The organism is Novosphingobium sp. BL-A-28-Hi1-0D (assembly GCF_055521755.1).
In genome coordinates this window covers 1,378,079-1,390,109 of sequence record NZ_CM145502.1, presented here as the reverse complement: position 1 = coordinate 1,390,109, position 12,031 = coordinate 1,378,079, and the positions used below count along the sequence as shown (strand labels likewise).

10 protein-coding genes are annotated in these 12,031 nt (G+C 64.2%); 6 read left to right on the top strand and 4 right to left on the bottom strand.

Annotation, left to right across the window (positions count from 1 at the left end):
• The first annotated feature begins 11 nt into the window (after window positions 1-11).
• Genes ACZ1JW_RS06875 through ACZ1JW_RS06865 form a run of 3 tightly spaced genes read left to right on the top strand, consistent with a single transcriptional unit; the run spans window position 12 to window position 2,958 of the window.
• Entirely contained in the window at window positions 12-428 is a 417-nt protein-coding gene (locus ACZ1JW_RS06875) for a DUF2497 domain-containing protein (RefSeq protein ID WP_465142436.1), read from the top strand.
• Between the two features lie 44 nt (window positions 429-472).
• Window positions 473-2,575 carry a S9 family peptidase gene (locus tag ACZ1JW_RS06870; protein ID WP_465142435.1) on the top strand — a complete coding sequence of 701 codons (2,103 nt, stop codon included), beginning with the start codon at window positions 473-475 and terminating at the stop codon, window positions 2,573-2,575.
• Window positions 2,572-2,958, top strand: a complete 387-nt coding sequence (locus ACZ1JW_RS06865; protein ID WP_465124259.1) for a (2Fe-2S) ferredoxin domain-containing protein — start codon at window positions 2,572-2,574, stop codon at window positions 2,956-2,958. The genes ACZ1JW_RS06870 and ACZ1JW_RS06865 overlap by 4 nt, the downstream gene beginning before the upstream one ends.
• On the opposite strand, the gene ACZ1JW_RS06860 is transcribed toward ACZ1JW_RS06865, so the two are convergent.
• Window positions 2,927-3,808, bottom strand: coding sequence for an NAD(P)H-hydrate dehydratase (locus tag ACZ1JW_RS06860; RefSeq protein WP_465142434.1), 882 nt, complete (start codon window positions 3,806-3,808; stop codon window positions 2,927-2,929). The two genes, ACZ1JW_RS06865 and ACZ1JW_RS06860, sit on opposite strands and share 32 nt — an antisense overlap.
• Entirely contained in the window at window positions 3,801-4,604 is an 804-nt protein-coding gene (locus ACZ1JW_RS06855) for a histidine phosphatase family protein (RefSeq protein ID WP_465142433.1), read from the bottom strand. The genes ACZ1JW_RS06860 and ACZ1JW_RS06855 overlap by 8 nt, the downstream gene beginning before the upstream one ends.
• A gap of 106 nt (window positions 4,605-4,710) precedes the next feature.
• Here ACZ1JW_RS06855 and ACZ1JW_RS06850 point away from each other — a divergent pair, with 106 nt between their 5' ends.
• On the top strand, window positions 4,711-5,229 hold the full coding sequence (locus ACZ1JW_RS06850; RefSeq protein WP_465124262.1) for a hemerythrin domain-containing protein: 519 nt from the start codon (window positions 4,711-4,713) through the stop codon (window positions 5,227-5,229).
• Window positions 5,230-5,505: 276 nt separating this feature from the next.
• Here the strand turns inward: ACZ1JW_RS06850 and ACZ1JW_RS06845 are convergent, their stop codons facing one another.
• Entirely contained in the window at window positions 5,506-6,168 is a 663-nt protein-coding gene (locus ACZ1JW_RS06845; RefSeq protein WP_465124263.1) for a GntR family transcriptional regulator, read from the bottom strand.
• 55 nt (window positions 6,169-6,223) lie between these two features.
• Window positions 6,224-8,743 (bottom strand): TonB-dependent receptor, encoded by a 2,520-nt coding sequence (locus tag ACZ1JW_RS06840; protein ID WP_465142432.1) that lies wholly within the window; start codon window positions 8,741-8,743, stop codon window positions 6,224-6,226.
• Between the two features lie 308 nt (window positions 8,744-9,051).
• On the opposite strand from ACZ1JW_RS06840, the gene ACZ1JW_RS06835 reads away from it, so the two are divergent.
• Window positions 9,052-9,969 carry a hydroxymethylglutaryl-CoA lyase gene (locus ACZ1JW_RS06835; protein ID WP_465142431.1) on the top strand — a complete coding sequence of 306 codons (918 nt, stop codon included), beginning with the start codon at window positions 9,052-9,054 and terminating at the stop codon, window positions 9,967-9,969.
• Between the two features lie 4 nt (window positions 9,970-9,973).
• Window positions 9,974-12,022 carry a hydantoinase/oxoprolinase family protein gene (locus ACZ1JW_RS06830; protein ID WP_465142430.1) on the top strand — a complete coding sequence of 683 codons (2,049 nt, stop codon included), beginning with the start codon at window positions 9,974-9,976 and terminating at the stop codon, window positions 12,020-12,022.
• The last annotated feature ends 9 nt before the right edge of the window (window positions 12,023-12,031 follow it).

Genomic DNA, 12,031 nt, shown 5'->3' with positions numbered 1-12,031 from the left:
TAGAGATTTCAATGCGTCAGGCCGGCGAACCGTCCGTCGAGGAAATCCTCGAATCGATCAAGAAAGTGATCGCGCGTGACAACAAGGCCGAGGCGCAGGCGCGTCTGCGGGCCGAGCCCCGCCCTTCGCTGCGCCCGGACGTGCTCGAACTGACCGAGACTGCGCAAGAGGATGACGATGACGCACCCGGCGGCCTGATCGCCGATGCCGCAGCCGCCTCGATGCGCGAATCGCTTGCCGCCCTTTCGATGCTGGCACAGCCCGGTGTCGCGCCGCAGATCGTCCGCTCGGGCGAGACTTCGCTCGAAGGTCTGGTCCGCGACCTGCTCAAGCCAATGCTGGCCGAATGGCTCGACAAGAACCTGCCCGCGATGGTCGAGAAGATGGTCGCTGCAGAAATCGCCCGCATCGCCGGGAAACGCGGCTGAAATTCCGATTTGCGTCGTGAGGTTACGGCGCTAATCCGGTTTCCATGAAAACCAACTCGATGTTGCTGGCGGCCGCTTCTCTGGCCGTTGCATTCGCCGCACCTGCCCTTGCCCAGCAGGCCGCTCCCTTCTCGCCGCAGGATCTGGTGACGCTTGGCCGCCTCGGCGGCACGGCGGTTTCGCCCGATGGCAAGACCGTCGCCTACATCGTCACCAGCACTGACCCTGCCAGCTACCAGCGTACCCCGTCGCTGTGGGTCCGCAGCGCCGACGGCAAGGGCGAGCCACGCCGCATCGACACCGGCGGCAGTGCCAGCGATCCGGCCTTTGCGCCCGACGGCACGCTATACTACCTCTCCGATCGCAAGGTGGGCGAGGCCGAGACCACGCAGGTCTGGAAAGTCGACGTAGGCTCGGGCGTGACCACGCAGGTGACCGCGTTCCAGGCCGAAGTTTCCGGATTCGAGCTTTCACCCAATGGCAAGCGCATTGCCGTGTGGGGCGACATCGCGCGCGATTGCGCGACCTTCGGCTGCGACAGCGATGGCAACACCGCGCTCCCCGGCCCTGGCACTGGCCGCCACTACAAGGACGGTGCGGGCTTCGTGCGGCACTGGGACGCATGGGAAACGCCCGGCAACTACAGCCGCGTCTTCGCCTTCGATCTGGGCGCAGACGGCAAGGTGATGGGCGAAGGCAAGGCGGCTGACGGACCTGTCGGCACCCTTACCGGCGACAGCCCGGGCAAGCCGTTCGGCGGTGGCGAGGACGTGGCGTGGAGCGCGGATTCGCAGTCGCTGTTCTTCGTCGCGCGGCAGGCCGATCGCCACGAGCCGACCTCGACCAATCTCGACATCTGGCAATCGAAGCTGGATGGCGCAGCCCCGAAGAACCTGACCGAGGCCAACAAGGCTACCGACAACACGCCCGCGCCTTCGCCCGATGGCAAGTGGCTGGCCTATGCCGCGATGGCACGGCCTGGTTACGAGGCCGACCGGCTGGTGGTGAACCTCATCAATCTGCAGACCGGGGAACGCCGCGAGTTGACCGGCGCATGGGACCGTTCTGTCGCCTCGCTGACCTGGACGCCAGACAGCAAGGCGCTGATCGCGACGGCCGAAGACGTGCTCGATACGCCCGCCTTCCGCATCGATCCGATGAACGGCACGGTCACCCGGCTGGTGCTCAATCCCGGCCGGGAAGGGCATGTTAGCAATGTCGTGCCGCTCAAGGACGGCCGCTTTGCCTATACGCGCGATTCAATCGACAACCCGGCGGAGATGTTCATCGGCAAGCCCGGCAAAGCGGGCACGCGCCTGACCGACGTTGCCGCCACCGCGCTCTCGCAGCGCGCGCCGGTCGTGACGCAGCGCTTCAGCTTCAAGGGCGCGGATGGCGATACCGTTTGGGGCCAGATCACCAAGCCGTCATGGGTGAAGGGCAAGATGCCTTCGGTCCTGTTCGTCCATGGCGGACCGCAGGGCTCCTACAACGACAGCTGGTCCAACCGCTGGAACCCGCGCGTCTGGGCGAGCCAGGGCTATGCGATCGTCTCGGTCGATTTCCATGGCTCCACCGGATACGGGCAGAAGTTCACCGACGGGATCAACCGGGAATGGGGCGGCAAGCCGCTGGAAGACCTGCAGAAGGGCTTTGCCGCCGCCATCACGCTCGACTCGCAGATCGATGGCGACAATGCCTGCGCGGCAGGCGCCTCCTACGGCGGCTACATGATGAACTGGATCGCCGGGAACTGGTCCGACCGGTTCAAGTGTCTCGTCCAGCATGACGGCGTGTTCGATGCGCGTGCCATGGCTTACGAGACCGAAGAGCTGTGGTTCGACGAATGGGAGCACGGCGGGCACCCTTATTACGAGGCGCCCGAAGAGTTCGAGAAGTGGAACCCGGTAAACCACGTCGCCAAGTGGAAGACGCCGATGCTGGTCATCACCGGCGAGAAGGACTTCCGCATTCCCTACACGCAAGGCCTCGCCGCGTTCACCGCCCTGCAGCGCCGGGGCATTCCGTCCGAGCTGCTGGTGTTCCCCGATGAAAACCACTGGGTACTCAAGGCCAAGAATTCGTTGCAGTGGCACCAGACCTCGTTCAACTGGCTCGATCGCTGGTTGAAGAAGAGCGAGAAGTGACAGCAAGCCAAGAAGAGATACGCCAGGCCGAGATTGCGCTCGAAAAGCTCGGCGGGTTCAATCCGCAACGCCACATCCTGCTCTGCGCAGGACCGGACAAGGACAAGTGCGCCCCGCGCGCAGTGGGCGACGAGGCATGGAACTACCTCAAGAAGCGCCTCGGCGAGCTGAAGCTTGGCGGGGCGCAAGGGGTGTTGCGCAACAAGGTCGGCTGCCTGCGGGTATGCCTCGTCGGGCCGGTCGCGGTCGTCTATCCTGACAACGTCTGGTACCACTCCTGCACCCCGCCGGTGCTCGAGCGGATCATCCAGGAACACGTGATCGGCGGCGTGCCAGTGGAAGATTTCATGCTTACCCCACCCGCGCCATCACCCGCGGGATGAACGCAAGCAGCTCGCTGGCGAGATATCCCAGCGGGCCGACCTCCTCGGCACAGCGCCGCCCCGCTTCGCCATGGAGCCAGACCGACCACAGGGCGGCCTGAAGCGGCTGCGCGCCCCGCGCCAGCAGGGCACCGGCAATGCCGGCCATCACGTCGCCCGATCCACCTGTGGCAAGCCCCACATTGCCACCACTGTAAGCGAACAGAACCCCCTCGGGCGCGGCCACGAGGCTGATTGCTCCCTTGAGGACGACAACCGCACCGAACCGGTCGGCACACCGCTTGACCGCACCTTCACGGTCTTGCGCAATTGTCGAGGCATCCTCACCCAGCAATGCGGCAATCTCGCCCAGATGGGGCGTCAGCACTGCGGGCGTCGGTCTCCGGCGCAGGCGCGGCGCGTGATCGCAGATCGCCATGAGTGCGGCCGCATCGAGCACCAGGGCAGTATTGTCCGATGATTCCAACAGACCACCGACGAGCGCCGATGCCTGATCCGCACAGCTCATCGCGGGGCCCAGCACGAGGCAATCGCTCTTTCCTGCCTCGTCGGCCAGTGCGGCGCGCGCAGCATCGATCTCGCCTTTTGCATCGATAGCGAGTGGCAGGACGGCAACTTCCGGCATCAAGGCGCCGATCGTCAACGCCGCAGGTTCGACAGTCGCGATCCGCACCTTGCCCGCGCCCGCCCGCAACGCCGCTTCGGCGGTGAGCCGCACGCCGCCCGGCACCATCGCGCAGCCCCCGACCACCAACACGCGTCCCCGTGCGTTCTTGTCGCTTTCCTCATGGGGCTGCGGCAAAGGGTTCTCACGCAACCACGCTCCGTCGAGAACTGTCGGATCAGCCACGGGCGGCCACCATACGATCCGGTGCCCGCGTTGCCTCGGTGCCTTCGCGAACCATGGGGGCCACCAAGTTGTAATGCTCGAGCACCAGTTCGCCGTCGCCTTCGCCCGAACGGTCCAGCCGATACTGGGTGATCGCACAGTTGGCGATATCACCGGCCTTGTCGATCGAGAGAATCTCGGCCTCGGACATGTGTTCAAGCACGTAGCGCGTGCACAGCACCACCACCTGATGCGCCACGATCATCACCCGCTTGCCCGCGTAGTGCAGCGACACGGTGTCGAGCAGCGCGCGAAGCCGGAAGATCACGTCCACCCAGCTCTCGCCACCTGGCGGACGGTGGTAGAACTTGCCCAGCACGCGGCGAAACTCCGCCTGTTCGGGCTGGTAGTTCCGGATGCCGGGTGCGGTCAGACCGTCGAGAATCCCGAACTCCTTCTCGCGCAATCGCTCATCGACGCAGATGCGCAGGTCAGGCGCACAGCCCCCTGCCTCGCGAAACAACTCGGCGGTCTGCACCGCGCGAACATAGGGGCTGGCAAGGATTACTTCCGGTCGCTGGCCTTCCTCCCCACTGGCAAACCAGTGCCCGAGCGCGCGGGCCTGTCGGCAGCCCAGTTGCGAAAGCGGTACGTCCACATCTCGATGATCAAGCGCGATACGCAGATCTCCAGCCGCATCCGCCGCATCGCGGGCAACATTGCCAGCGCTCTGTCCATGGCGGATCAGCCAGAGGACTTCGGGCCAGCGTTCGCGCGGCTGATGCGTTGATTTGTCAGAGGTTTCGTTGTCGCTCATGCCGCTTCAAGCGAACGGTATGCGGTTAGGTTCCGAAAGGCGGTCGCGGAACCCAAGCGCCGTTGGGGGTTTGTTCGGGCAAGACACTGACCCGAGGATACCTGACATGCCCCAGACCACATTCACCGATGCCATAGCCATGCTCAAGGCAGACCACCGCGCCGTCGAGGACCTGTTCGAAAAGTTCGAGAACGCGCGTGATGACCGCAAGCAGACCATTGCGCTGCAGATCTGCAACGAACTCAAGATCCACACGATCATTGAGGAAGAGATCTTCTACCCCGCCCTGCAGGGGAAGATCGAACAGGAGACCTGGACCGAGGCCTATGTCGAGCACGACGCCGCCAAGGTTCTGATCAACGACATCATGGCAAGCTCGCCCGAGGACGAGTTCTTCGATGCCAAGGTCAAGGTGCTGAGCGAAGAGATCAAGCACCACGTCCACGAGGAGGAAGCCCGCTCCGAAGGCATGTTCTCTCAGGCGCGCGATTCCGGCGTCGACATGGTGGCGCTGCGCGATGCGATGATGGCGCGCAAGCAGGAGCTTATGCAGCAGATCGGCAAGGGGTCTGCCGCGAGCGCGCTCCCCGAAGCCGAACTGCGCGTGGTCCAGACCTCGGCCTGAGGCCTTGCTCTAGGGTCAGGACCTATTAATCGCGCCTTCGAGGTTTGAGGCAAAATGGCCCAGCGCAAGGCGGATGGGCGCAGGGATAGTGGTTCTATTTCAAGGCCATCCAACGCAGTGATGGGCCATTTTGGTCAAATCCCTTCGGGACGCTGGAATGGCTTTCATCTCGAAAGGAAATCCGCTTGGAAAGGCAACCAGCCTTCCCGGCGCGAATTTCCGCCCGATATGTTCGCCATTCCAGCGCCTCGAAGGCGCGATTAATAGGTCCTGACCCTAGGCCTGCGCCGCCTCCGCGCCCTGCCGCATCGTGCGGTAAGCGTTCGCCGCGCGGCGGATGTGCGTATTTGCCACCGCACCCGCCCAGTCCTCGTCACGCATCTCGAATGCGCTGACGAGGTCGCGGTGATCACGCTGGCTCTGTTCCATGTCGGCGCGGGAGTATTGCTCGGCCGTGCGGTGGACCACGATCTGGCTCACCACGAAGCGCATGAGCTGCCCCAACCGTTCGGACTGTGCCGCCGCAAGGATCACGGCGTGAAAGCGGCGGTTGCCTTCGACGAAACCCGACACGTCCGGTCCTTCCGGCGCGGCAATCGCATTGTCGATGAAATCGCAGTGCGCGCGTAGTTCGGCAATCTGTTCGTCCGTGATCAGCCTTGCCGCACGCGTGGCGCAGTGGCTCTCCAGCATGGCGCGCAGGGTGAACAGCTCTTCCTCATCCTCGTCCGACCAGACGGGAACGAATACCCGGTTCGTGCCGGAACGCTGCAGCAGCATCTCGGCGACCAATTCGGCAATGGCCTCGCGCACCGGTGTGCGCGAGAGGCCGCAATACTGCGCGAACTCGTCTTCGGGCACGAACTGCCCGGCAGGAAAGTGCCCCGAAAGTATGCCGGCGCGAATCTTGCGATAGGCTTCTTGCGAGGCTTTGGACACGTATGCTCCTGAATCAAACGGGGAGCAGGACCTAGCCTGCTCCCCGCTGCCCTCATCAGAACGAGGCGCCCACTTCAACCCCGATCAGGCGGCGCGCGCCCGGCGAGATGAAGGAGCCGCCGAACTCGATCGCCGGGATCGCTTCGGCGATGTACTTGCGGTCGAGCAGGTTGTCGGCAAACACCGCGATCCGATAACGCGGCGTGGTGATGCCCGCACGCAGGTTCAGGACACCGAAGGCATCGCGCTTGGCCTCGTCATAACGCGCGTTGCCGAAGGCCGGCGGCAGGAACGGCAGCTGCGAGATCGGCAGGAGCCCCGAGAAGATCGTCGGGCGCTCCTGATCCTGCACCGAGTGGAACCACGTCGGACCGGTCACGCGGTAATCGGCACGGAACAGCAGCTTGGCGCTGTCCGACAGCGGTGCGGTGATTTCAGTGCCAAGGTTCAGCGTCCAGTCGGCCGTGTAGGGCGACTTGTTGCCGACGGTGTAGGGGCGCGAGGCGTTCTTCTTGATCTCGCTGTCGGTCACGTTGAACGAGCCGAACACCTTCCAGCCGTCCACGACCTTGCCGGTCAGATTGATTTCGGCACCCTTGATGTCGACGCGGTCGATGTTCGAAACCACGCGCAGCAAGCCGAAATCGCCGACGAAGAATTCGAAGAACTGCATGTCGGTGACGCGGGTGTAGTAGCCCGCGAGATCGTAGGTGATGCGACCGTCGAACAGCTCGCCCTTGATGCCGGCCTCGAACGCGCTCGACTTTTCCTTGCGGTACTGGTCGTTGATCGTCACGTCGGCATCGATCGTGCCCGGGGTCACGCCGTTGTTGAAGCGGGTGTTGACCACCGCGGACGAGCCCTGGTTGTTGAAGCCACCCGACTTGAAGCCGATGCCCCAGTTTGCATAGATGTTGAGGGCGTTCGTCGGGTGATAGCTCAGCGTCACCTTGGGCTGGAGCTGCTTGAACGTCGCGTTCTGCGGGGTGAAGGCCCCGAACGCGAGGCCCGGATTGATCGGCCCGCCTGTGAACGGATCGACTGCATTGGGGACCAGCGAATTGGCCGCGCGGTCTTCGATGTCATAACGCAGCGCGATGCCACCGGTGAAGACTTCGGAAGGCTTCCACTCAGCCGAACCGAATGCCGCATAGACGTTGGTGCGGAACTTGTCGGCGAGCAGCAGCGAGGTCGGGTTAGCGGTATTGGGCGCGTTGTAGAGCTGCTTGATCACGCCCTGCCCGGTATCGGCACCGAGGCTGACGCCGGTCTTGCGGTCGATGTGCAGGTAGTATGCCCCAAGCTGCCAGGTGAGCGGGCCGTCGGTGTTCGACAGCAGGCGGACTTCGGTGCTGAAGTCCTTCTGGTTGCGCAGCTGGTACTGGATGCCGTCGCAGGTCGTCGGGCTGTAGGGGCCGAAGGTCGATCCGTTCGCCGGTGCGAACAGGAACGGTACCGGGATCTGCCCGATGTTGCCGGGCTGGTTGACCGGGAAGCCGGTAAGCGCAGCCGTGCTCGAGAAGCAGCTGGCAACCGACGAGTTCACCGCTGGATTGGCGTTCGAGATATAGCGTGCGAAGTCGGCAGAAGTGCCGTCAGCTACGAGGTCCTGCTTGACGTCGGAGTAGAGCGCCCAGGCCACCAGCTTCATGCCATTGCCGAATTCCTGATCGAGCTTGGCCGAGAAGTCGACGCTCTTCTGATCGTTGCTGGCGCGGATGTTGTTGTAGAAATTGAACTGGTGCTTGTTCACGTCCTCGTAGAACGCAGGGTTGACCGTGCCGAACAGCGGCAGGTGGAACGAGGCGTTGAACGGCAGCGATGCGCCATGGAATTCGGCGTAGCGGGCCTTGAGGTCGATCTGGGTGGCAGTGCCGCGACCAATCATGACGCGACCGTCGATTGCCCAGTTCTCCTTGTCGTCCACGGTCTTGGAGTTGTTGAGGAACTTGTTCCGCCACCAGCCATCGGTGCTGAAGTAATAGCCCGATGCGACGAAGCCGACGTTGTCGCCCAAGGGGCCTGCAATGTGCGCGGTCGCCTCGTAGGTGGCTTCATTGGCATAGGAGGCCCGCATGCCCCCAGTCAGCGTATCGGTGGGCTTGAGCGTCTGCAGCACGATCGCACCAGCGGCAGCGTTGCGGCCATAGAGTGCGCCCTGTGGACCCTTCAGCACTTCGACCTGCGACAGAGTGCCTTGCGGTTGGTTGAGCTGCGCCGTGTTGGTCTTGAGAATACCATCGACAACGAGGGCGACTGAGCTTTCGGCGTCACGCGCGCCGTTGATGCCGCGAATGTTGATCTGGGTGTCGCCCGCTTCTGCAGTGCCGGTCACGATGGTGACGCCCGGCGTGAGCTGGGTAAAGTCCTCGGCCTTGACCGCGCCGGTGTTCTGCAGAGCCGATGCTGTGAGCACCGAGACCGAAGCCGGCACGTCCTGCAGACGCTCGTTCTGGCGGCGCGCGGTGACGATGATCGTTTCGCCGGTCTCGTCCGCCTTGGCCGAATCCTGCGGGGCTTCCTGCGCAAGCGCAGGCATGGCGGCGAGCACCAGGCCCAGGGCCGATGCATTCATTAGAAGACGGCTGGCACGCATTCTCAAACCTCCCTGTTCGGTTCGATGTCGTCTTGGCCCGAAGGCCATGGTGCGTTCGAAATCCGATCTGTGCAGCGAGCGCTGGGCCTTGAGCCCACCCTCTTGACGCTCGCTTGCGGCAAGTGCAGCTTATTGTATACAAACCGTCATGGTCAAGGCGCTTGAATACCTGCACCTACGGGCAGGTTTCGGCGCTGCCAGAGATAGCCCCACAGTTATATTGAATACGAAGCGAGACCTATTTTGATGATTCCCGGCCACCTTCCCTGTCATTGCGGTTTCCCGGCGTGAGCGCGCGGGCAATCTCTTTTGTCGAGGTCGGCCCGCGTGACGGGCTGCAGAACGAGAAGACGATCGTCTCCACGGCGGACAAGCTTGAACTGATTCGCCGCAGCATCGCGGCCGGTGCCCGCCGCATCGAAGTCACCAGTTTCGTCAATCCCAAGCGGGTGCCGCAGATGGCTGACGCCGAGGACGTCTGCGCCCGGCTGCCATCAGCCGACGGCGTCAGCTTCATTGGCCTGGTCCTGAACGGCAAGGGTGCGGAGCGGGCAATTGCCACCGGAACCTTGCACGAACTCGGCGCGGTCTGCGTGGCAACCGATGGCTTCGCGATTGCCAACCAGGGCCAGACCAGCGACGAATCGGTCGCCTCGGCCAAGGCAATCGTTGCCATGGCGCAGGACGCAGGCCTCAAGGGTCAGGCCACCATCGGCGCATCATTCGGCTGCCCGTTCGAGGGCGAGGTCAGCGAGGACCGCGTTGTCGCGATGGCAGCCTCGCTGGCAGAGGCGAACCCGATCGAGGTTGCCCTTGCCGACACCATTGGCGTGGCGGACCCCGCGCATGTCTCGCGCCTCGTGCGCCGCGTGGTCGAAGCCGTGGCACCGCTGCCGGTGCGCGTCCATTTCCACAACACCCGTGGCACCGGCATCGCCAATGTGTGGGCGGCGGTAGAAGCTGGAGCGACGGTGGTCGACGCAGCTCTGGGCGGCCTCGGCGGCTGCCCCTTTGCACCGGGTGCTGCAGGCAACGTGTCGAGCGAGGACGTCGTCTACATGCTCCACCGCGCAGGCGTGGAAACCGGCATGGACCTCTTGCAGCTGATCGAGGCCAACCACTGGCTGGCCGCTGTCATGGATCGCAAACTTCCCGGAATGGTGGCGCAAGCGCCCGCCTTCCCCAAGATACCGCAGGAGCAATAACAAGATGGGCTATCGCCTTGGTGTGGACGTCGGTGGCACGTTTACCGACCTCCTGCTTTTCGACACCAGCAGCAGCGCGTTCTGGCGGCACAAGACGCCGTCCACCCCGCATGACAGCTCGGAAGGCATTCTCAATGGCGTGACCGCGATCTGCGAGAAGGCCGGGATCACGCCCGGTGACGTGGATTACTTCCTCCATGGCACCACGGTCGCCACCAATGCCGTGCTTGAAGGCAAGGGTTCGCGCGTCGGCCTCGTCACGACCGAAGGCTATCGCCATGTCATGCAGATCGCGCGCTCGTTCGTGCCCGGCGGCCTTGCCGGATGGATCGTCTGGCCCAAGCCCCAGCCACTCGCCGCGCTTGAAGATACCGTGACGATCAAGGGCCGGATGAGCGCCGAGGGCACCGAAATCCGCCCCATCGACGATGCCGACATTCGCGCCCAGCTATCGGTGCTCAAGGCCAATGGCGTAGAAGCCATCACCGTCAGCCTGATCAACGCCTACACCAATGGCACCCACGAAGCGCGCGTCGGCCAGCTTGCCGCCGAAATCCTGCCCGGCGTGCCGGTCTCGCTCTCCCACGAAGTCCTGCCCGAAATGCAGGAGTACGAGCGCACCCTGACCACCGTGGCCAACGCCGCCGTGCGTCCGGTCGTCGGCAAGTACGTCTCCAACCTGCGCTCGCGCCTTGCCGAAGCCGGCATGAACGGCAAGCTCTCGCTGCTGCGCTCCGACGGCGGTCTGATGAGCGCGCAGAAGGCCGAGGAGCACCCCGTAAACATCCTGATGTCCGGACCTGCCGGTGGCGTCACCGGCGCGATCTGGGTGGGCCGCAATGCCGGGATCAGGAACATCCTCACTTTGGACGTCGGCGGCACCAGCACCGACGTTGCCCTGATCGAGAACCTCGAAGCCCGCCGCCAGCGCACTACGGAAGTGGGCCATCTCTCGGTCCGCGCCTCCGCGCTCGATGTGAAGACGGTTGGCGCGGGCGGCGGTTCGATCGCTTATGTTCCTGAGCTGACAAGAGCCCTTCGGGTCGGGCCGCAAAGCGCAGGAGCAGTGCCGGGGCCGGTCGCCTATGGAAAAGGCGGCACCCTGCCCACGGTAACCGACGCGAACGTCGTGCTCGGTTACCTTCCCGAGAACCTCTTGGGCGGCACATTCAATCTTGACCGCGAAGGCGCGAAGAAGGCGGTGCAGACCATCGCAGACGCGCTGGGCATCGACCTGATGGCCGCTGCCCGCGGGATCATCGACATCGTCAACGAGAACATGTTCGGCGCGCTGCGCATGATATCGGTGCAGCAGGGCTACGATCCGCGCGACTTCGCGCTGATGGGCTTTGGTGGGGCGGGTCCGCTCCACGTAAACGCCGTCGCCCGCCTCATGGGCAGCTGGCCCGCGATCTCGCCGGTCAGCCCCGGCGTGCTCTGTGCGCTCGGCGATGCCACCACGCGGATGCGCACCGAAACCGCACGCTCGTTCAGCCGTCTCGCCAGCCAGACCGAGGCGGCAGACCTCATCGCCATCCTCGACGAAATGGCAGCGCAGACCCGCGCCGAACTGCTCGCCGATGGCGTGCCGGAAGACGAGATCAGCACCGCCTTTGAAGTCGACGTGCGCTATGCCGGACAAGCCTTCGAAGTGCCACTGACGATCACTGCCGACGTGCTGACCACCGATGGCATCGCCGGAATTCTCGCCCGCTTCGATGCCGAGCACAAACGCCTGTTCACCTTCAACATGGACACCCCGCACGAGATCGTGAACCTGCGGGCGGTCGCCATGGGCCGCGCGCTCGACTTGCCCGCTGCCGAGCTGGAAAAGGGCGACGGCAACCCCATCGCCGCCAAGATGCGCGACCACACCCTGTGGATGGACGGCCGCGAACAGCCCGCCGTGATCTACGACCGCAGCAAGCTGCGCGCCGGAGACGTGATCCCCGGCCCCGCCATCGTCTGCGAGATGGACTCGACGACGCTGATCGAGAGCGGCTGCACCGGCACTGTCGACCATGTCGGCAACATCCTGATCAATCTGGCCTGACGGAGCGCG

Coding starts and splice junctions, on each gene's coding strand:
- ACZ1JW_RS06875 (WP_465142436.1), top strand. CDS start 12: ATGCGTCAGGCCGGCGAACCGTCCGTCGAGGAAATCCTCGAATCGATC.
- ACZ1JW_RS06870 (WP_465142435.1), top strand. CDS start 473: ATGAAAACCAACTCGATGTTGCTGGCGGCCGCTTCTCTGGCCGTTGCA.
- ACZ1JW_RS06855 (WP_465142433.1), bottom strand. CDS start 4,604: ATGAGCGACAACGAAACCTCTGACAAATCAACGCATCAGCCGCGCGAA.
- ACZ1JW_RS06850 (WP_465124262.1), top strand. CDS start 4,711: ATGCCCCAGACCACATTCACCGATGCCATAGCCATGCTCAAGGCAGAC.
- ACZ1JW_RS06840 (WP_465142432.1), bottom strand. CDS start 8,743: ATGAATGCATCGGCCCTGGGCCTGGTGCTCGCCGCCATGCCTGCGCTT.
- ACZ1JW_RS06830 (WP_465142430.1), top strand. CDS start 9,974: ATGGGCTATCGCCTTGGTGTGGACGTCGGTGGCACGTTTACCGACCTC.